This is a genomic window from Streptomyces spongiae (assembly GCF_009377185.1).
Lineage (GTDB): Bacteria > Actinomycetota > Actinomycetes > Streptomycetales > Streptomycetaceae > Streptomyces > Streptomyces spongiae.
Map to the genome: position 1 here is coordinate 15,543 of NZ_VJZC01000044.1, position 20,025 is coordinate 35,567.

A 20,025-nucleotide genomic window follows, 5' to 3' on the forward strand; every position below is an offset into this window, starting at 1 on the left:
GCGAAAGGGGCGCCGGGGACGGCGCCCTTCGCTTTCGGCTCAGCCGAAGACGTACTTGGCGGCCTTGTCGAGTCCGAAGTCAATCACAGTCACCAGACCGATCATGATGACGACGAAGACAATCACCACGGTCGTGTACGTCGTCAGCTGCGAACGGGTCGGCCAGACGACCTTGCGGAGCTCCGCGACGATCTGGCGGTAGAAGAGCGCCAGTCGCTTGAACGGGCCCTTCTTGCCGCGCTTGCCGCCCTTGCGGGTCTTCTTGGACTCCGGCGCCTCATCCTGGGCATCAGGCATGTCGATGGAGCCCACGGCGTCCGTCACTCGTCCTCACCTGATTCCGGGTCGTGGCCGTGCCGCGCCCGGTCTGAGCCGCACGGCGGTGCATTGCTGCTGTACGTACATGCGCACACATCCTGGCGTAAGGAGTGTGTAGCAGGGCCGGAGGGACTTGAACCCCCAACCGCTGGTTTTGGAGACCAGTGCTCTACCAATTGAGCTACGACCCTTTGGTTCCCCCCAAACGTACCGCATCCGCCCGAGTGCTCGGTGTGCACCGGGTGAGCGCGGCCTGTGGAGGCCAACGAGGTGAGAGTGTACGTGCTCCTGAGCCGGGCGTCGAACAGAAAGTGTTCTCACGGGCGTTGTCGGTCGCCGTTTCGCCGGTGCACGGCTCGCAGACGGGCGTGTTTTCGGCCGCCGGCGCCACGGGCGGTCCGGCACGTACGCTCCCGGGTTCCGCGGCCCGGTCCGGCTGCGCGACGCGCTTGTCGGACAACTGTTCACCGGGCTGACCAGTCTGTGAAACCCGCGTGCCGCGGGCGTTTCGTGTCTGAAACGATGGGGTCCATGAGCCCTGCAACCCCTCCCACCGAGCGCCGGGTCTCCGCCCGAGTCGGCGCGATCTCCGAGTCCGCCACCCTCGCCGTGGACGCCAAGGCCAAGGCCCTCAAGGCCGCCGGGCGTCCGGTGATCGGCTTCGGCGCCGGTGAGCCCGACTTCCCGACGCCGGACTACATCGTCGAGGCGGCCGTCGAAGCCTGCAAGAACCCGAAGTACCACCGCTACACGCCGGCGGGCGGCCTGCCCGAGCTGAAGGCCGCGATCGCCGCGAAGACGCTGCGGGACTCGGGCTACGAGCCCGACGTCTCCCAGATCCTGGTCACCAACGGCGGCAAGCAGGCCATCTACGAGGCCTTCGCCGCGATCCTCGACCCGGGCGACGAGGTCATCGTCCCGGCGCCGTACTGGACGACGTACCCGGAGTCGATCCGCCTCGCGGGCGGCGTCCCGGTCGAGGTCGTCGCGGACGAGACCACGGGCTACCGGGTCTCGGTCGAGCAGCTGGAGGCCGCCCGCACGGAGAAGACCAAGGTCGTCCTCTTCGTGTCGCCGTCCAACCCGACCGGCTCCGTCTACAGCGAGGCCGAGACCGAGGCGATCGGCCGCTGGGCCGTCGAGCACGGTCTGTGGGTGCTCACGGACGAGATCTACGAGCACCTCGTCTACGGCGACGCGGTCTCCGTGTCCCTCCCCGCGCTCCTGCCGGAGCTGCGCGACAAGTGCGTCGTCGTCAACGGCGTGGCCAAGACGTACGCCATGACCGGCTGGCGCGTGGGCTGGGTCATCGGCCCGAAGGACGTCGTCAAGGCCGCGACGAACCTCCAGTCGCACGCCACCTCCAACGTCTCGAACGTCGCCCAGGTGGCCGCGATCGCCGCCGTCTCCGGCGACCTGGACGCGGTCGCGACGATGCGTGAGGCCTTCGACCGCCGCCGCCGGACCATCGTCCGGATGCTCAACGAGATCGACGGCGTGCTCTGCCCGGAGCCCGAGGGCGCCTTCTACGCGTACCCCTCCGTGAAGGGCCTCGTCGGCAAGGAGATCCGCGGCAAGCGCCCGCAGAACACCGTCGAGCTGGCCGCGCTCATCCTGGAGGAGGCCGAGGTCGCGGTCGTCCCGGGTGAGGCGTTCGGCACACCGGGGTACCTGCGGCTGTCGTACGCGCTGGGTGACGAGGATCTCGTCGAGGGCGTGAGCCGCATCCAGAAGCTGTTGTCCGAGGCGCGGGACTGACGTTTTTCGCGCTCCGCGCGCGGGGACCCAACCTGCTCACGTGAGTAGGTTGGGTCCCCTTTCTTCGTCTTTGAGTGCGAGCAAGACCACGATCGGGGAAAGCGCTACCGATGCGGCTCCGGCGTACGGCAGGATCCTCGAATGGAGCACGTACGTGATGTCTCTGAGCTGCCGAAGGCTCATCTGCACCTGCACTTCACCGGGTCGATGCGGCCCGGAACCGTCCTGGAACTCGCCGACAAGTACGGCGTGCGGCTGCCCGAGGCCCTGACCGACGCACTGACCAGCGGGGAGCCTCCGAGGCTGCGGGCGACGGACGAACGCGGCTGGTTCCGCTTCCAGCGGCTGTACGACGCCGCGCGGTCCTGCCTCAGAGAGCCCGAGGACATCCAGCGGCTGGTGCGCGAGGCCGCCGAGGAAGACGTCAGGGACGGCTCCGGCTGGCTGGAGATCCAGGTCGACCCCACGTCGTACGCGCCCCGGCTGGGCGGGCTCATCCCGGCGCTGGAGATCATCCTGGACGCGGTGGACACCACCGTGCGCGAGACCGGGCTCGGGATGCGTGTCCTCCTGGCCGCGAACCGCATGAAGCACCCCTTGGACGCGCGCACGCTGGCCCGGTTGGCCGTGCGCTACAGGGATCGCGGCATCGTCGGTTTCGGGCTCTCCAACGACGAGCGGCGGGGCATGGCGCGGGACTTCGACCGGGCGTTCACGATCGCCAGGGACGGCGGGCTGCTGTCGGCGCCGCACGGCGGTGAGCTGACCGGCGCGTCGTCGGTCCGGGACTGCCTGGACGATCTGCACGCCTCGCGGATCGGGCACGGGGTGCGCGCGGCGGAGGACCCACGGCTGCTGAAGCGCCTCGCCGAGAGGGGGATCACCTGCGAGGTGTGCCCGGCCTCCAACGTCGCGCTCGGCGTCTACGAGAAGCCCGAGGACGTACCCCTGAGGACTCTGTTCGAGGCCGGGGTGCCGATGGCGCTCGGCGCGGACGACCCGCTGCTGTTCGGTTCACGCCTCGCGGCCCAGTACGAGATCGCCCGCCGCCACCACGGTTTCACGGACGCCGAGCTGGCCGAGCTGGCCCGGCAGTCGGTACGCGGCTCGGCGGCCCCGGAGGACGTGAAGGCGAAGCTGCTGTCGGGGGTCGACGACTGGCTGGCGGCCCCGGCCGCCTGAAACGGGCGTACGGCCGCCTGAAACGGGCGTACGGCCGCCTGGAATGCCTTCGGGGTGGGCGTCAGAGGCTGACGCCCACCGTCACCGGCTCGTTGACCAGGATGATCCCGAAGGCGTCCCGGACCCCGGCGACGACCTCCCGGGCGAGGGCCAGCAGGTCCTCGGTGGTGGCGTCGCCGCGGTTGGTGAGGGCCAGCGTGTGCTTGGTGGAGATACGGGCGGGGCCGCTGCCGTATCCCTTGGTGAAGCCCGCCTTGTCGATCAGCCAGGCCGCGGAGGTCTTGGTGTGGCCGTCGCCCGCGGGGTAGGCGGGCGGGACGGCGCCGTCGCCCAGACGCTCCCGCACGCGCGCGTGGAACGCGGCGAAGTCCTCGTCCGTGAGGATCGGGTTGGTGAAGAACGACCCCGCCGACCAGGTGTCGTGGTCTTCGGGGTCGAGCACCATGCCCTTGCCGGAGCGCAGCTTCAGCACCGCCTCGCGGGCGGCTGCGAGGGGCACGCGGTCGCCGGGTTCGACGCCGAGGACCCGGGCGGCCTCGGCGTACTTGATCGGCGCCGACAGTCCGTCCGCGTCCTCCAGCTCGAAGCGGACGCGCAGCACGACGTACCGCTCGGGGGCGGCCTTGAAGCGACTGTGCCGGTACGAGAAGGCGCAGTCGGCGGCCGGGATGGTGACCGTCTCGTGGGTGACGCGGTCGTAGGCGACCACCTCGGTGATGGTGGAGGAGACCTCCTGGCCGTACGCGCCGACGTTCTGGATGGGTGTCGCGCCCGCCGAGCCGGGGATTCCGGCGAGGCATTCGATGCCCGCGAGTCCGGCCTCGACGGTGCGGGCGACGGCGTCGGTCCACACCTCGCCGGCCGCCAGCTCCAGCCGTGTGCCGTCGAGCGCGAAGCCCTTGGTCGCGATGACGAGCGCGGTCCCCGCGAAGCCCTTGTCGCCGATGACCAGGTTGGACCCGCCGCCGATGAGCAGCAGCGGCGTACCGGAGTCGTCGGCCTCGCGGACGGCGGCGATCACCTCGGCGTCGGTGGTCGCGGTGATCAGCCGGTCGGCGGGACCGCCCAGCCGGAAGGTGGTCAGCGGGGCGAGCGGGGCGTCGTGGAGTTCCAGCACGGGCACAAGGGTACGAGACGGCGGTGTAAGGGGTGCCCTTCCCTTGCGGACGCCCCTTACAAGCCGGTTGTTCCCGGTCGCTTACGAGCCGGTCGCTCCAGGTCGCTCTAGGCGAGCCGTACGACCGCCCGTGACATGCCGAGCACCTTCTGGCCGGCGCTCATGACGGTCAGGTCGACGCGGACGGTGTCGTCGTCGAGCTTGGCCGCGACCTTGCCGCTGACCTCGATGGTCGCGCCCTCGTCGTCGTTCGGGACGACCACGGGCCTGGTGAAGCGAACCCCGTACTCCACGACCGCGGCCGGGTCGCCCACCCAGTCGGTGACGACGCGGATCGCCTCGGCCATGGTGAACATGCCGTGCGCGATGACGTCCGGCAGCCCGACCTCCTTGGCGAACTTCTCGTTCCAGTGGATCGGGTTGAAGTCCCCGGAGGCGCCCGCGTACTGCACGAGCGTGGCACGGGTGACCGGGAAGGTCCGGGCGGGCAGTTCGGTGCCGACCTCGACGTCCGCGTAGCTGATCTGTGCCGTCATCGGCTCACGCCTGCCCTTCTGCCGGGGCCTCGTCGTCCGCCGCGCGGGCGACGAGCTTGGTCCAGGCGGTCACCACGTGCTCGCCCGCCTCGTCGTGGACCTCACCGCGGATGTCCAGGATGTCGTTGCCGGCCATGGACTTGATGTTCTCGATGGTCGAGGTGACCGTGAGGCGGTCGCCCGCGCGCACGGGACGCGTGTACGTGAACTTCTGGTCGCCGTGCACGACGCGGCTGTAGTCGAGGCCCAGCTGGGGGTCCTGGACGACCTGTCCCGCGGCCTTGAAGGTGATCGCGAACACGAAGGTGGGTGGAGCGATCACATCGGCGTGGCCGAGCGCCTTGGCGGCCTCCGGGTCCGTGTACACCGGGTTGGTGTCCCCCACGGCCTCCGCGAACTCGCGGATCTTCTCCCGGCCGACCTCGTAGGGATCGGTGGGCGGATAGGACCGCCCCACGAAGGACTGGTCGAGCGCCATGGGCTCGGCACCTCCTGATGTGTGCTGTGGTTGACCGGCGAACGACGGCTCTTGAGCGCCCTGCTTGATCTCTTCAGCGCCCTGCTTGATAACGAACGTTCGCCACAGTGGCCGAAACGACGCGAGGCCGCCCCCTGTTACGGGGACGGCCTCGCGTACGAGCCTGTTTTATCGCGTCTCGCGGTGCGCGGTGTGCGCGTTGCAACGCGGGCAGTGCTTCTTCATCTCAAGACGGTCCGGGTTGTTACGCCGGTTCTTCTTGGTGATGTAGTTCCGCTCCTTGCACTCCACGCAGGCCAGCGTGATCTTCGGGCGGACGTCGGTGGCAGCCACGTGAGTGCTCCTTGACGAACGGATGGAATTGATTTAACGCAAGAAGAGTAGCCGATCGAAGGACCGACCCCGCAATCGGCTACTGTCTGTAGCGGTGACCGGACTTGAACCGGTGACACAGCGATTATGAGCCGCTTGCTCTACCGACTGAGCTACACCGCTGCGATGCGATCGAGCCCCGCCTCGCGACGGGAACCCTTCACACCAGAGCCCCAATACGGAATCGAACCGTAGACCTTCTCCTTACCATGGAGACGCTCTGCCGACTGAGCTATTGGGGCGAGCGATGAAGACATTACACGCCCCACGGCCGTTCGCCCAAATCCGTTTCGGGGTAGACGCCCCTGCCTGTGCCCGGACGCTTCGCCGTCCTCCGGCACCTCACATGTCACAGCCGCGCCGCCCGTCGACCTGGGCTGTCAGGCCGTCGGGACCATGCCGGCCGCACCCCGCCGACGAGGGGGACCACACCGGTACGACTATTCCGCTCCTCCCTGAAGCAGGCGGTCCGCCGTCCTAGGCTCGACTCACTCTGCGTGATCTTGCGTGACCTCCTCGCGCAGCGGCCTACCCCAGGAGTGCGATGCCCGACAGTCAGCCGCAGCCCTCCCCTTCGTCGTCGGGCTCCTCACCGAACTCGTCGTCGGGCTCGTCGTCGGACTCCTCGTCGGGGCAGTCCGAGGGAACAGCCCTGCTGCTGTGCGGGGCGCGGCTCACCGACGGCCGGACCGTGGACGTACGGCTGTGCCGCGGGCGCATCGAGGCGGTGGGCACGGCGGGTAGCCTGACGGGCGGAGGGAGCGGGGGTCCCGGCGCGCACGCCGCGCGTGTGGACCTCGGCGGCTACCTGCTGCTGCCGGCTCCGGCCGAGCCGCACGCACACGGCGACACGGCGCTGTCGGCCGACGCCGACGGACCGGTCTCGTACGACACCGAGGACGTCCAGCGGCGGGCCACCGAGGCAGCCCTGCTCCAGCTCGGGTACGGGACGACGGCACTGCGCTCGCACGTCCACGTCGGCGACGTCCAGGGACTGGGCGCGCTGGCGGCGGTGCTTCGGGCGGGGCGGTCGCTGCGCGGGCTGGTCGACATGACCACGGTCGCGATGCCGCGACTGCTGACCGGGGTCGCCGGTGCCGACGGGCTCGCGATGCTGCGGGACGCGGTGAAAATGGGCGCCTCCGTAGTGGGTGGTCGTCCAGATCTGGACCCTGATCCCACGGGGTACGTGGAGGCGGTCCTGGAGATCGCCTCCGAGCAGGGCTGCCCCGTCGACCTGCACGTCGACGGCTCCGATCCCGCGCGGCTCAGCCGACTCGCGGCGATGGCGGGCGGACTGCGGCCCGGCGTGACGCTCGGCCCGTGCGGCGGACTCGGGCGCCTGCCCGCCGAGGCGGCGGCGCGAGCGGCGGACCAGCTGGCGGCGGCCGGGATCAGCGTGGTGTGCCTGCCCCAGGGCGGCTGCGGGGGCGTGGACGACCGGGGCACGGCTCCCGTACGGCTGCTGCGTGCGGCCGGCGTTCGGGTCGCGGCGGGCAGCGGAGCCCTGCGCGACGTGTCGAACCCGGTGGGGCGCGGCGATCCGCTGGAGGCGGCGTACCTGCTGGCCTCACGTCATGGCCTGCGGGCCGAGGACGCGTACGACACGGTGAGCGCGGCGGCGCGAAGTGTGCTCGGGCTGCCCGAGGTGCGGGTGGAGGCGGGTTTCCCCGCCGAACTCCTCGCCGTGCGGGGCGACCGGCTCGCGGGGGCGCTCTCATTGGCGTACAGCCGGATCGTGGTGCACCGGGGGCGCGTGGTGGCACGGACGAGCGCGGTGAGGGAGTACTGCAACTCGGCGGCGGCCGTGGCACTGGATCTGCCCAGGCAGGGCCGGGGCGAGCCGTCGTAATGCCTCTCGGGCCGACCGACGAGAGGGTGCCGAGGCCGGAGGAACCGGTCGGGAAGCCATGCGGCGGATGCGCCCGGTCGGGCGTACGGTCGAAGACATGCGCATCGTTATCGCTGGAGGGCATGGTCAGATCGCGCTGCGGCTGGAGCGGCTGCTCGCCGGGCGCGGCGACGAGGTCGCGGGCATCATCCGCCGCCCCGAACAGGGCGACGATCTGCGGTTCGTCGGCGCCGAACCCGTGCTGTGCGATCTGGAATCGGCCACGGTCGAGCAGGTCGCCGCACATCTGCAGGGCGCGGACGCGGCCGTCTTCGCGGCGGGCGCGGGCCCGGGCAGCGGGGCGGCCCGCAAGGACACGGTGGACCGCGACGCGGCGCGACTGTTCGCGGACGCCGCGGTACGGACGGGCGTACGCCGTCACATCGTGGTGTCGTCGATGGGCGCCGACCCGGATCACCAGGGCGACGAGATCTTCGACGTGTACCTGCGCGCCAAGGGCAAGGCCGACGAGTACGTCCGGAAACAGAGCGCCCTGGACTGGACGATCCTGCGCCCCGGATCGCTGACGAACGACCCCGGTACCGGCCTCGTCCGTCTGGAGGCCTCGACGGGCCGCGGCTCGATCCCACGCGACGACGTGGCCACCGCGCTCGCGGAACTGGTGGACACCCCGGCCACGGCCGGCCTGACCCTCGAACTGATCAGCGGCTCGACACCGGTGTCGGTGGCGGTGAAGTCGGTGGCGGGCAACTGAGGGAGGCTCAGCTGGAGGGGGCGACGGGCTTCGGAAGGACCTCAGAACAACGGCAGTTGGCCAGGAAACTCGGGAACCACGTACCCGTCCAGCGTCGGCTGAGCCGCCCCCACCTCCGCCGACCTCCGCGACCCGGCACACGACACCAGCCCACCGTTCGCCCCCGGCGGATCATGCCGCGCGAACCGCCCGGCGACCACGGCGATCTCGCGACGACACTCAGGGCACCTTCTGCGACGCGACGACATGCCTTCAGTGTGCCCGGAGAACCGGCACAGGGGCGCATGACGAAGGGCCCGTGACCCGCAAAAAGCAGGTCACGGGCCCTTCGTTCCCGTGTGGCGGCGCCAGGATTCGAACCTGGGAAGGCTGAGCCGGCAGATTTACAGCCCACTCAAGATCGCACCCTCGTGACCCCTCTGACCAGGCACTTTAAAGGATGGGCAAGCGGGCCATCCAGTCGCCGTCCACGTCTCGTCCTGATCTTGAAGCCGGTCAGCAAGAACGGAGCCCGGTGCGCGCCTGTCGAGGTACCGAGATAGTCACGCCGACTCCCGCTTCGCCTGTCTGTCACATCGCAAGGGCAGACGAAAGCAGGCAGACATCCCAGGCCAATGCTTCACAATGAGTGAGCCCTGCTGACGCCCTGATGACAACATGCCACGCCCGCCAATACCTTGATCCCATGGCGGCAGGTGAACAGCAGCAGGAGAAGGGGCGCGAAGGTGCCTACTTCGCTCGCGAGTGGCTGGAAAGTACAACCCGCGTCCACGTGCCCTGGGTGGTTTACGAGGCGGAGCAGATGACCACGCTCACGCTACTCAACGGCAAACACGAGTCTTGGGACCTGGCTGGATACTTCACCGGCGAGAAGAAGAATCAATTCTACGCTGAAGTCAAAGCCTATAGTAGCGATAATCAGGGGCCCAAATATCGCGAGTACTTAACCGATTGCTACTCCGCCACGGCAAAAATGATTAAAGACGGTATAGATAGAGAATGCGAGTTCATGTGGATCACATGGCATCCTTTCTCTATGGGGGCATGGACCAAGCTTTGCGACGCGGAGACCATAGAGGAGGCAGTCAAGCAGCATTCACACAAACTTGGGGATGATGAATATGATCCCGAGATCGGCAAGAAAGTAGCTGACAGGCTTTGGCTCATCGTCTTGTCTGAGAGACAGGAAGAACTGATGATGAACCGCGAATATCTTGGCCATATTCGCTCCTATATCACCAGGGGAGTGTGAAGGCCGTGCAGAACGTCAGCTCTCAGATCCAGAATGCGTTGCACCAAGCTTCCCCGGAGGCGGCGATCCGTGACGTGAAGCAAGTCATGGCCCGCGAGTTACAAGCACTGGACCCCAAGACAGAGATCAAGTCGACGGACTACTTCAACCACACGTTCGTACCGGATTTCGTGCTTAATTGGGGAGCCGGAAGCGAAAGGCCAACGCGAGATGTCTACCTGCGGTTCAATATTGACGCGCCACTAATCCAACGAGATCTCCTGAGTCTGCACGAGGAATCACCTGCCTTTATTTCAATCGCCACTACCGGCTCGCCTGGCGGCCAGACCGAGACGATAGCGGCCGAGTACGACAACTGCCTACTCTCCAGCGCTGCCACTCTGGAGGGGATTTCTAGCGAAGACTCTCGTACCCCAGTAAGCCAGATGCTCAAGTCATCGCTACTACAGGGCGGTAAGGGGTACCTGGTCGGAGAATCAGCAATTGATGTCCAGCGAGCCGTATCGCACGCAGACTCCGCCTTAACGACTCTCGATGCGCCCGAAGTATCGGCAACCGTAAGGGCGATGAATGACCACTTCTCACGTGGGTTTTCCGCTCGCATCGAGCGAGTAATGCAAGTTCTCTGGGTTAGCCAAGGAGGTGACGCAACCGATTTCCCTGGAACGCTGGAGTCGAGAAGTGTCCTATCTCCCGATGAACTCATCGAAATTCTCCCATTCCTGCTGTCCTTGGAGGACATTTCTAACATCGAGTTCTGGAGGAACCTGGGTGAGAACATCAGCCTGAGGCTCTTGCAAGACCTTGAGAACTGGCCAACAAGCGCCAATCTGAATCTTCTCGTAAACGCAAACCTGGATCGCATCAAGACAAAGGGGGTGGCACTCGATCAGGTTGACCTCAACCTGTTCGACGACCCAGATGCGCCACCCTATTGGGACATTCAGGAGTCTCAGCTCCATTTGCGCTGTTCTGAAATTGATCTGCGTTTCGTGGACGACAGGCGTAAGACAGCCCACCGCAGCGATATTGGACGTACGCCACAATGGTCCGAGATTGAAAGTCGACTTGATCAGTACGGAATCGAGGGGATCGAATTCGCATCCCCTGGAAGCAAAACACGCATCAAGAGCAACACGATGGACGGACTGCGTGAGTCGACGGACATGCGGGCACTGTCAGACGCCCTTGGTAACCTAGCGCGAGTAATCTCAGTGGAACTTCGGCTCCCAGATTCGCGCGATAACGTAGAAATCGATTTTGACCGCTCGGCTGTCGACGCAGTTGGCGCGGCCCTTAGCCCCCACCTGCTTGCACATTTGGGTCTAGATCTCCTGTATCAAGCCTCACAAAAGACCCTCGAAGATCTGCGCGCTTTCATGACGGTTTCACACAGTCTCCCGTGGTGGAAGGACAAGAAAATGAAGCGCATGTGGGGATATTCAGACTAGTGTGCCGGAAGGGCCACAGCGAGCCTGTCAGCCTGCGATCGCAGGCTGACAGGCTCGCGCCCATGTTGACGCACTCTCCTGCCCGCTACCCTGGTACGCACCACTTAGAACGGAGAGTGCTCCGCGGATGGGACCAAAGACGACCAAGGTCTACGAGACGCTTCGCGAACGGCTCATCGCCGGCGAGTACGCCCCTGGTGACAAGCTGCCCTCAGAGCGCTCGCTGGTCGAAGAACTCGGCATCGGCCGGACCGCGCTCCGGCAAGTGCTCGCCCGGCTCGTAGCAGAAGGTGCTTTGGAGGTTCGCGGCCGAAGCTCATACCGAGTGCCAGGGGCAGTGAGCGTGCAGGCTCCAAAGGGGCTTGAACCGTGGCGCATTCACGGCGAACGAGACCTCTACGACAACCGTTGGGTCAAACTCCAACTCTGGGACGTGGAGCCGCCCGGCGTGGAGCGCTTCGAGCATCACGTGGTGAAGCTCCACCACGTCGCCGTCACGGCGGTACTGGACGATCAAGACCGCGTCCTCATGATGTGGCGGTACCGCTTCGTCCCGCAGAAGTTTGGTTGGGAGCTCCCGGGCGGCATCGTCGACGACGGGGAGGACCCCGCCGCCACGGCACTCCGGGAAGTGGTGGAGGAAACCGGTTGGCGGCCGAAGTCGGTGGAGCACGTCGTCACCTATCAGCCCATGGTCGGCATGGTCGACTCGCCACACGAGATCTTCGTGGGGCACGGCGCTGAGAAGGTCGGCTCTCCCACCGATCTCGAAGAGGCCGGCCACGTCGAATGGGTGCCTCTGGCTGACATTCCGGGGCTGATGGCACGCGGTGAGCTGATGGGGTCCGGAACCCTGGTTGCCCTGCTGCACATCCTGGCGAGCCGTGGCAAGCAGGGGCTCACAGTCGCGCGCTGAGAAGGTCGAGACGACGACGCTGACGCACTGAGCCGGTACGGCTCGCCAGTAGCCGTGCCTGCCTCAGGTGAGTGTGCGCGTCGTCGTACTCCGCTCGCACGAGGTGAGCCTGTACAAGGTCCGCGTGGAGTCCGGCTTGTGCTCGGACAAAGGAGGGGTCCACCACGTCAAGGGCGCCATACAGACTGGTCACCGCATCGTCATCGCCCAGCAGAGCAAGAACGTTGCCGCGCCACCGGGCCAGGTGGGCGCCGTTCAGGAAGATGCTCAGCATGTCCGGGTCTCGGGCCTCAGACCCGGGCGGAATGCTCGCCATGGCCGCATCGAGTGCCCGCTGACAGTCGTCGGGCATGTCTGCGTGGGCGCACATCTCAGCTTCCGCGGCGTACAGCCATGCTCGGAGACGTGGCGTTCCAGCCTGGCCAAGGGTGCGTTGCGCGTCGCGGATGAGCTCAACACCGAGAGACGGTCGCCCCGCCTCGCACAGCACATACGCCTGCTCAGCCATCGCGTGCGCAAGGTACATAGGCGCCTCAGCGTCGCGTGCCGCCCGCTTGGCCAACTCGTAGTGCTTCCATGCCCGTTCGACTGCTCCCGAGTCGATCGCCTGCCACGCGGCCAGGGTCGACGCTCCCGCGAGCGCGAGCGCTACGGGCCGACGTGCGGCCGGCAGCACCGCGAAGTTCAGCGCGTCTTCGAGCCGAGCGAGATGTCCTGTCATCTGATCGACGAGACCGGCCGCGCCCATTTGGCGGTCCATGGTGCGCAGTAGCTCGGTCTGATCGTTGAACGCCTTCACCATGGATTCGTCGACGCTGCTGGCTGAATCGATCCTGCTCAACAATTCGTCGTACCCGTCGGCCATCGGCACGACCACGGCAGGCGTGCCGCCCCTCAGCTCACCGTCCGTGACGCCAAGAAGCCGCCGCAAGATCTCCGCGTAGCGGCCCGAGATGCTGCGCTTGCCGTTCTCCCACTCGGAGACGTACACCCGCAAACTCGCAGTCGAGGCAACGTCCGTGAGGTGCTGTCGGGCGTACTTCTCGATCTCGCGAACCAGTCGCTCTTGAGACCAGCCGCGCGCCGTCCGCGCACTTCGAAGTCCTGAACTCACTGGTCACCGCCCGAGGTTAGCTCCGATCACTGCACCCACCATGGTGCCTCACATCGCCGCAGGTCAACAGGGGTTAACAGGCCCGAAGTTAAGCCTTGTTGGCTACCGGCACCCCCGTCTCGAACTGTCTCCTGGAGATGCACCGCAAGGGGCGTTCACCGAACCAGATCGGCGAACCACCTTGACTCTGGTGCGCACCAGATGCAATCTACTGGTGCGCACCAGATATGGGATCGCTTCCGGTTCCTGGTGTGCAAAGAGCCCCGCCGGGCCTGCTTACACGCGGTTCGAGCGGTAGGGGAGACGTAGAAGTCCGTCGTCTTCACGGATCGATCGGTGTCATCGGCTAAGCCGTTGGTCTGACCCTCGGGCGTGGACCCAGGGACCGGACCGCGGGGACCCCGTTGATTGGGCCGCACCCAGTCCATGGCATCCAGGGAGCAACCACTCAGCGAGTAGCGACTGAGTGGCGCGGTGACCGCGCGCCGTCCAAGGGAGGCGGAGCAAGGCGCGTACGGGAGCCGCGAGACGACAGTGACGGGCTTTCCCGTCACTCGTCATGCGGGCAGGGCGCCGGCGTCACGTCGGTGCCCTGCCCGTTTGATGAGGACTTTCGCATGTCCCACCCGCACCGCTTCCGGTGCGGTTCCTTCCCCACGGCCGCGCGCCCCGTAGAGGCACCTCCGGGCGCGTTCGGGCCGTTCCACTGTGAGGAGAGACCTCCCATGAAGTGCATCGTTGCCGGTCATCAGGCCGTCACCGCCTCGGAGTTCGCGGAACTCGCGCTCGGCACCCCGGTTGAACTGTGGCTCGGGGTGGAGGGCGAGAGCGACGAGGAGCGCGCGGCGCGGTTGGACGCGGCGCGGGACATCCTCGCCGACCCCGAGTTCGGCAGCCTCGCCGACGACCTGATCCGCCTGGCCGCGCGGGTCGTCGACGACCACCCGGACCTGTTCAACGTCGTCCCGCTGACCCGCCCCGCCCGTCGCCGTCCGGTACGCCGGGGGGTCGCGGCATGAGCGAGGATCTGACGCTGGACGACCTGACTGTGCCGTTGCGGGCGCTGCGCGTACTGGCCACGGACTTCGGGCACCTGCCCGCGCCGGACGTGCAGGTGTCCACCATCTACCCGGGTCGGTTGGAGCTGACGTTCCACAGGGGCCTGCTGGACTTCGAGGTGTGGCGGGATGCCCTGAGCGTCGCCCCGGATGAGGTGGTTTACCGCGAGCAGAGCGACGGCCGCACGCGTGTGCTGAAGGCATCCGCCGATTACGCGGGCGCCGTGCTGGAGTTGACCGGGTACGGCGATGTCCCGGCCGCGGCACCGAGCGGAGCGGCTGCCTGATGCCCGCCGCCTACGCCAAGTGCTACGACCCGACCGGTGCCCGCTACGGCATCCCCACCTACCCCTGGCGCATGGCTCCGGACGGTCTGTTCACCCGCCGTCAGCTCCGTGCCAAGGGGTTACGGCCCGGCGGACAGCCGATCGCCGCACAGGTGATGCGCTACAACCGCCACCACGGCTTCCGGGTGGCCTACTTCTACCGCGAGGACCTGGCCAAGCCGGTGCGGCCGATGACCTCGCGCAAGTGGGGCGCGCTCGCTTTGGCGATGCTCGCCCGCCGCACCTGCCCCCGCTGCGAACTGGACGCCGGGTACTGCATCCCGCGCTCCTACGGCATCTGCGGAACCTGTATCGCCGCCGAGGAACAGCGTGCCGCCTAACCCCTTCGAACAAGGAGTTCCCATGAACGACACCCCCGATCGGTCCCTCACGTGGGGCCAGGGACTCGTGTTGGGTGCCGCCGCACTGCCCATGGTCGCCTTTGGCGGCATGGGCGGGTGGGGCACCTACAGCAACATCACATCTGTCTTCCACCGCTCCGCCACCGCGCTCGGTGTGGTCGCCGCCGGCGAGGGCGCGCCCCTCGTTCTCGCGCTGGTCCTGGTGGGTCTGACCATGCTGGGACAGTCCGCCCCGGCGGCCGTACGGGTCGGTCTGTGGACACTGCCCGCGGTGGCCTCCCTCACCGGCGCGGCCGTCGCGAAGACCGTGACGGAAGCGGTGGTGTTCGCCGTCACGCCGATGGCCATGTGCGTCTCGGCTGAGGGCATGGGCCTACTCGCGCGGCGCATCGTGGTCTACCGCACCGGAGTCGACGCCGAAGCGCAGCGCCGCAACGCGACGGTCATGCAGCGGCTCGCCTACCACCGCGCCCGCGCCGCGAACCACCCCGACGAGAAGGCGCGCCAAGCGTCGGAGCTGAAGTCGTGGAAGCTCGCTGAGCGCGTCGGTACCGGTGACGCGCAGCTCGGGGTGCACCTGGTCGACGTACAGCGCGAGCGCATGACGGCCGGCGCGGACGCGGCCCTTGCGGGCATGTTCGCCCTGCCCGTCACGGCCGTGACGGCCCCCGCCGTCGAGACCGCGACCACCCCGGAACCGCTCGCCGTCGAGGGTCCGGCCGTCACGGGCGTCACGCCCCCCGTGACGGAGGAAGACACGCAGGTCACGGACGAATCCGAGACCTTCGAGCCGGAGCCCGTCACGCCCGACACGGACCCCGTCACACCCCCCGTGACGCTGGAGGAAATCGCCGCCGTCGCCGGTGTCCCGGTCCCCGTGACGGGTGAGCCGCTGACGGACGCTCAGCTCGTCGTCGTGCTGCGGCACCTGCGCTACAGCGACGACCCGCCGCTGTCCTACCGCCAGGCCGTCGCCGCGTTCCGCGAGGGCGGGTTCGTCGGCGGGGAACAGCGGGTGCGCAAGGCGTGGGGCTCGCTGATGTCCCACGAGGAATCCGAGGCATAGAACCACCTCCGGCACCACCAATGACGGCCAGCCCACGGGAATTGGGCTGGCCGTCGTTGCGACTGCCGGAAGCAGTCGACGCAAGCCAGTGAAGCAGACCCGGTGAGCCCCGGCGAGCGGCACCCTCGCAGACCCGACGAGCAGACCCGGCGAGCTGACCCCCACGCCACCGGCGACACCCCGCCGCCGATGGCACAGCACCACAACCCGCTGATACGGAAGGGAACTTCTCAGGTGAACGACGCGACCGCAGCGACGACGCCGACCGACACGCGCGCCGTCCGACAGGGCACGCACTTCTGGGTGATGTCCGTGGAAAAGCCGGGCCTGGCCTCCGCCACGCGGTCCGGCACTTACATCCCGCGGCCCGACGGCACCCGCCAGGACGCCTACCAGGAGATCTACACCGAACTCACCGCGAGCCACCCGTCCCTGCGGGGAGCCACGGTCATGTTCTTCTCGCTGGAGCCCAACGGGCTGTAGCCAGCACCGTTTTCGACGCAGAGACCCGGACGCCAAGCCGTCCAAAGCACGCGCCCGGGTCTCTGCCCTCCCTCGTAGAGGAGTGGTCCTCAGCATGACCGAAGTCAGCACCGAACCGGTAGCCGCTCCGGCTGCCCCCACACCTCCACCCGAGCCGACCCCGCCCCGCGAGCAGGCCACCGCCCCCGTCGAGACACGGACGGTGGCGCACACGCCGGGCGGTATCCCGGTGCTTCCGCTGGCCCTGTCCGGCACCAACAGCGCCGTCGGTGCGGTCGGTGCCGTCGCTCTGGCCGGCGGTGGCCCGGCCGCCCTGGCGGTGGCCGCCGGTGGCGCCGCCGTCATCGGGGTGTCCGCCGCCGTCTCCAAACGCCGGCGTTCGGCCCGCGAGCGACGCGCCACCGGCACAACCACGCGCGGTTCGCGCCGTACGGGCCGCTCATCCGCCCTCTCTGGCACGTCCGGCAGCACGGCGGCCGGCGGCCGAGGGCGGGGCAAGGGCGGCAAGTCCCGCACCGGTGCCGGTCGTTCGAGCGGAGCGTTCGGCACCTCGTCCGGGGCGCGCGGTGCGGGCAAGCGCCGTTCGGGCCTCACCGGCGCCGCCGGCCGGTCGACGGGTGGACGTTCCACCGGACCGCGCTCGGGCACGGGGCGTGTGGGGCAGGTGCGGGAGCTGCGTGCGGGCAACCGGGCGCAGACGCCGACCCGTTCCGCCGCCCGACAGCAGAGCCTCGCCGCTCGCCGCGGTGTGGCCGATGCCCGCCGGGACGCCCGCACCGCCGCCCGCACCGCCAAGACGGCCGGTCAAGGGCGTGCCCGCCGCGCGCTGGGCTGGACCGCGGGCAAGACCGCCTCGGGCGTCCGGGGCCTGGTCAACAAGGCCCGGACCGCCCGCGACAGGGCGGCCGACCGGCAGGTCGACGCCAAGCGCGCCGCGGTCCGTAAAGCGCCCGCCCGCCGTAAGGCCCGCCGGGGGCTGCTGAAGTCCGCGGCCCGCTTCCAGGGCCGCCGCTTGCTCGCCGCGCTCACCAGCGGCGCGATGGGGGTGCTGGGCTGCCTGACCACCCCGCTCGGGCGCAAGCTCGGCTGGAAGTGGCTGATGCACCCCGGACGCCGCCTGTACCGGCGCCTGATGCAGTCCGCCCGCGAGCAGCGCGCCGAGCGTGACGAGCAGATCCGCTTGGAGCGGGCCGCCGACGAGGCCGCCGCCGAGCGCGATCTGAACGACATCAAGGACCGGGTGGAGCGCCCCGCCCGTGTCATCCCCCAACACACTGGTCAGGAGGCCATTCACGTGTCTGGTTTCAAGTTCGAAGAGGCCGCCGCCGACATGGAAAACGCCGCCCGCTCCTACGAGCCCGACGGGAACATGGAAGTCCTCGACATGATCGACAACCTTCCCCTGGCGCTGCAGTGCGTCGCCAACACCTTCCGCATCCTGGCCGAACGCTCCGACGAAGAGTTCGCCTTCGAGAAGGACGTCGCCAACGGGTTCGACGACATCCACCGCACCCTGCTCAACGGCGTCGACGCGGCCGAGACCCTCGTCCCGCTGTTCCGGCAGGTCCACGAGCAGGACATCGCCCGCCACGAGGACCCCCGCAACGGCACCGAGGCCGAGAAGGGCTGGAACGTCTAAGCCATGACCATCACCGAGGCCACCATGACCAAGCAGAACAGCAGCAAGAAGCAGCAGGCGGAGGCCGTGAGTGGTCCGGTGTGGGACTGGGCGGCCGGTCACGGACCCGTGACCGGCGCCCTGTCCGCCACCACCGGCGCCTTCGCCGTCGCCACCACCGGCGCCGCCGCCAGCATGCCCCCCGGCTGGGCCCTCGCCGTCGGCACGGCCGGAGCCATCGGCCACACCGCCGCCGGTATCCGGCTGCGCAACGCCGGCCGCACCATCGCCGCCCGCGCCGCATCCTGGCTCGTCGGTGCCGGGTGGACGACGTGGGCCATGACGAACGGCCCTCTGACGTGGGCCGCGCTCGGCTCGCTCGCCACCATCGGTGTCGGCATCGGCGCGGCCACCCGGTCGACGAACCTCTACGAGGAAGCCCGCGAGGAAGTGGCCATCGCGGCCGAACAGCGGCAGATCGACGAGGCGCTGTCGGCGGAGCGGCGGGAGATCGCCGCGGAGTGGATCGACCGCATACAGCGCGTGTGCAGCGTCACCGTGCGCGTGCTGGCGGTGGAACGGTGGGAGGCCGGAACCGGCTTCACGATCGATGCCGAACTGCCCGGCGCGACCACCTACGACCGGATCGCGGCTCACTCCGCGGCGCTGTCGGCGGATGCGCACCTTCCCCACGGCTGCACCGCCACCGCCAACCCCGGCATCCACCAGGGCCGCACCCTGATCGACGTGGCCACGGTCAACGTGCTGGAAACCGAGACCACCTACCCGGCCGACTACGCCCCGCTCTCCCTGCACACCGGCATTCCGTGGGGCTACCGCTCCAACGCCGAGCAGATCCAGACGTACCTACGGGAGCAGTGCGCGCTGGTCGTCGGCCCCACCGGATCGGGCAAGACGAACATGGTCCACGTGATCCTCGCCGGGTTCGCCCGCGCGGTGGACGTGCTCACGTTCGTGATCGACCTGAACGCCGGATCGGCCGGTCTGTCCTGGGTGCTGCCCGCCCTGCAGCACCAGCCGGCCGAGGGTGAGCGCCAGTTGCGGCCCGGTGTCGACTGGTTGGCGGGCACGGTCGACGAGGCGCACCTCATGCTCGATGCGGTGCTGCGGATCGGACATCAACGCAAGATCTCCTATCAGGCGTTGATGGCCCGTGAGGACACCGACCTGTTGCCGATCGGGCCGAAGATCCCGCAGATCATGCTGGTCATCGACGAGGGCGCGGAAATCCTCACCAGCACGGACAAGCCGATGAAGAAGCTCGCCGCGAAGATCCTGGAAGTGATCCGGATGCTCCGCGCGATGGGCATCCGCACCGTGCTCACCGCGCTCGGCTCCACCGGCTCCGTGCTGGGCAACCTCATGATCCGCCGTGAGGCCAAGGTGCGCGTGGCACTCACGGGTGGTGAGAAGGAAGGCATGGACCTGGGCAAGCTGTTCCCCGGCAGCCGCGGCCTGAAGGTGGACCAAGCCCCCTACAAGGGCGCGGGGTTCATGGGCACGCCGGAGTCTGCGGCGGGGCTGTTCAAGTGCTGGCGCATCCTGCCCAGCCAGATCCGCGAAATCGTCGCCGCCACGTCGGAGCGGCACCCCACCCTCGACGCGGTGTCCGCTGAGGCCGCTGGGGAGGACTACGCGCGCCGCTGGTCGCGCGATCGCATCGCCTGGATGCACGACGCCGACCGCACCCCCGTCAACACCGCGGCCAGCGACGGCACCGAGGGCGAGCAGCGGCGAGGGCTGAACCTGGCCGCGCTGCGCGAACCTCGCGCGAAGCAGGCGAACCGGTCGGAGGCTGACCGGCTCGTGGACGCGCTCATGGGTGAGATCGACGAACAGTTCGGCACCACCTCCGAACCCAACCGTTCCACCACCGAGCCCCGCCCCGAGCGGGAGCGGCCGGAGCGTCCGGGGCTGAACCTGTCCGCCCTCCGGGAGGACCGGTCATCGGCACCCGAGCCGGAGACGGAGTCGGGGTCGGGGGCGGAGGG

General features: G+C 68.3%; 21 protein-coding genes and 3 tRNA genes. 14 read left to right on the plus strand and 10 right to left on the minus strand.

All coding sequences use genetic code 11. The features are described 5' to 3' along the window. Positions 1-39 precede the first annotated feature (39 nt). Together secE and FNH08_RS09695 are read right to left on the minus strand one after the other, a co-directional pair. A complete protein-coding gene (secE, locus tag FNH08_RS09690) occupies positions 40-324 on the minus strand; it encodes a preprotein translocase subunit SecE (protein ID WP_322724120.1) in 285 nt (94 codons plus the stop codon). Between the two features lie 112 nt (positions 325-436). Next, positions 437-509 (minus strand) — tRNA-Trp (locus tag FNH08_RS09695). Positions 510-849: 340 nt separating this feature from the next. On the opposite strand from FNH08_RS09695, the gene FNH08_RS09700 reads away from it, so the two are divergent. Beyond that, complete coding sequence (locus tag FNH08_RS09700) at positions 850-2,076, plus strand: pyridoxal phosphate-dependent aminotransferase (RefSeq protein ID WP_152770991.1); 1,227 nt, start codon at positions 850-852, stop codon at positions 2,074-2,076. A gap of 141 nt (positions 2,077-2,217) precedes the next feature. Continuing rightward, on the plus strand, positions 2,218-3,258 hold the full coding sequence (locus FNH08_RS09705; RefSeq protein WP_152770992.1) for an adenosine deaminase: 1,041 nt from the start codon (positions 2,218-2,220) through the stop codon (positions 3,256-3,258). Positions 3,259-3,319: 61 nt separating this feature from the next. Here FNH08_RS09705 and FNH08_RS09710 read toward each other — a convergent pair whose 3' ends face one another. The 6 genes from FNH08_RS09710 to FNH08_RS09735 form a co-directional block, all read right to left on the minus strand. Beyond that, on the minus strand, positions 3,320-4,375 hold the full coding sequence (locus FNH08_RS09710) for a UDP-N-acetylmuramate dehydrogenase (protein ID WP_322724121.1): 1,056 nt from the start codon (positions 4,373-4,375) through the stop codon (positions 3,320-3,322). Between the two features lie 107 nt (positions 4,376-4,482). After that, on the minus strand, positions 4,483-4,911 hold the full coding sequence (locus tag FNH08_RS09715) for a MaoC family dehydratase (RefSeq protein ID WP_152770994.1): 429 nt from the start codon (positions 4,909-4,911) through the stop codon (positions 4,483-4,485). A 4-nt stretch (positions 4,912-4,915) separates the two neighbouring features. Next, on the minus strand, positions 4,916-5,389 hold the full coding sequence (locus FNH08_RS09720; RefSeq protein WP_152770995.1) for a MaoC family dehydratase N-terminal domain-containing protein: 474 nt from the start codon (positions 5,387-5,389) through the stop codon (positions 4,916-4,918). A gap of 168 nt (positions 5,390-5,557) precedes the next feature. After that, complete coding sequence (gene rpmG, locus FNH08_RS09725; protein WP_003948671.1) at positions 5,558-5,722, minus strand: 50S ribosomal protein L33; 165 nt, start codon at positions 5,720-5,722, stop codon at positions 5,558-5,560. A gap of 89 nt (positions 5,723-5,811) precedes the next feature. Continuing rightward, positions 5,812-5,884, minus strand: a tRNA-Met gene (locus FNH08_RS09730). Between the two features lie 46 nt (positions 5,885-5,930). Then, positions 5,931-6,003 (minus strand) — tRNA-Thr (locus FNH08_RS09735). A gap of 302 nt (positions 6,004-6,305) precedes the next feature. Here FNH08_RS09735 and FNH08_RS09740 point away from each other — a divergent pair. Together FNH08_RS09740 and FNH08_RS09745 are read left to right on the plus strand one after the other, a co-directional pair. After that, positions 6,306-7,613: an amidohydrolase family protein gene (locus FNH08_RS09740; protein ID WP_152770997.1), complete on the plus strand. Its 1,308-nt coding sequence runs from the start codon at positions 6,306-6,308 to the stop codon at positions 7,611-7,613. A 97-nt stretch (positions 7,614-7,710) separates the two neighbouring features. After that, positions 7,711-8,367: an SDR family oxidoreductase gene (locus FNH08_RS09745; RefSeq protein WP_152770999.1), complete on the plus strand. Its 657-nt coding sequence runs from the start codon at positions 7,711-7,713 to the stop codon at positions 8,365-8,367. Positions 8,368-8,408: 41 nt separating this feature from the next. Here FNH08_RS09745 and FNH08_RS51765 read toward each other — a convergent pair whose 3' ends face one another. Further along, the gene (locus FNH08_RS51765; protein WP_152771001.1) at positions 8,409-8,615 is read right to left on the minus strand and encodes a hypothetical protein; all 207 of its coding nucleotides are present in this window, start codon (positions 8,613-8,615) and stop codon (positions 8,409-8,411) included. 437 nt (positions 8,616-9,052) lie between these two features. Between FNH08_RS51765 and FNH08_RS09755 the strand changes: the two genes are divergently transcribed. The 3 genes from FNH08_RS09755 to FNH08_RS09765 all read left to right on the plus strand — a co-directional run bounded on the left by FNH08_RS09755 (position 9,053) and on the right by FNH08_RS09765 (position 11,986). Continuing rightward, entirely contained in the window at positions 9,053-9,619 is a 567-nt protein-coding gene (locus FNH08_RS09755) for a hypothetical protein (RefSeq protein WP_152771003.1), read from the plus strand. A gap of 5 nt (positions 9,620-9,624) precedes the next feature. Further along, complete coding sequence (locus tag FNH08_RS09760; RefSeq protein ID WP_152771004.1) at positions 9,625-11,070, plus strand: hypothetical protein; 1,446 nt, start codon at positions 9,625-9,627, stop codon at positions 11,068-11,070. 127 nt (positions 11,071-11,197) lie between these two features. Continuing rightward, positions 11,198-11,986 (plus strand): GntR family transcriptional regulator, encoded by a 789-nt coding sequence (locus FNH08_RS09765; protein ID WP_152771006.1) that lies wholly within the window; start codon positions 11,198-11,200, stop codon positions 11,984-11,986. Here FNH08_RS09765 and FNH08_RS09770 read toward each other — a convergent pair. After that, the gene (locus tag FNH08_RS09770; protein ID WP_322724122.1) at positions 11,970-12,977 is read right to left on the minus strand and encodes an XRE family transcriptional regulator; all 1,008 of its coding nucleotides are present in this window, start codon (positions 12,975-12,977) and stop codon (positions 11,970-11,972) included. The two genes, FNH08_RS09765 and FNH08_RS09770, sit on opposite strands and share 17 nt — an antisense overlap. An 848-nt stretch (positions 12,978-13,825) precedes the next feature. Between FNH08_RS09770 and FNH08_RS09775 the strand changes: the two genes are divergently transcribed. The 7 genes from FNH08_RS09775 to FNH08_RS09805 all read left to right on the plus strand — a co-directional run. Next, entirely contained in the window at positions 13,826-14,119 is a 294-nt protein-coding gene (locus FNH08_RS09775; protein ID WP_152771009.1) for a hypothetical protein, read from the plus strand. After that, positions 14,116-14,445, plus strand: coding sequence for a hypothetical protein (locus tag FNH08_RS09780; RefSeq protein ID WP_152771011.1), 330 nt, complete (start codon positions 14,116-14,118; stop codon positions 14,443-14,445). Before FNH08_RS09775 ends, FNH08_RS09780 begins: the two co-directional genes overlap by 4 nt. Next, positions 14,445-14,825, plus strand: coding sequence for an RRQRL motif-containing zinc-binding protein (locus FNH08_RS09785; RefSeq protein WP_152771013.1), 381 nt, complete (start codon positions 14,445-14,447; stop codon positions 14,823-14,825). Before FNH08_RS09780 ends, FNH08_RS09785 begins: the two co-directional genes overlap by 1 nt. A 22-nt stretch (positions 14,826-14,847) precedes the next feature. Then, positions 14,848-15,912, plus strand: a complete 1,065-nt coding sequence (locus tag FNH08_RS09790; RefSeq protein WP_152771014.1) for a hypothetical protein — start codon at positions 14,848-14,850, stop codon at positions 15,910-15,912. Positions 15,913-16,146: 234 nt separating this feature from the next. Next, the gene (locus FNH08_RS09795) at positions 16,147-16,395 is read left to right on the plus strand and encodes a hypothetical protein (RefSeq protein WP_152771016.1); all 249 of its coding nucleotides are present in this window, start codon (positions 16,147-16,149) and stop codon (positions 16,393-16,395) included. Positions 16,396-16,489: 94 nt separating this feature from the next. Further along, on the plus strand, positions 16,490-18,034 hold the full coding sequence (locus tag FNH08_RS09800; RefSeq protein WP_152771018.1) for a hypothetical protein: 1,545 nt from the start codon (positions 16,490-16,492) through the stop codon (positions 18,032-18,034). Positions 18,035-18,058: 24 nt separating this feature from the next. Continuing rightward, positions 18,059-20,025, plus strand: a 1,967-nt coding sequence (locus FNH08_RS09805; protein ID WP_152771031.1) for an ATP-binding protein, incomplete at its 3' end; no start/stop codon positions are given.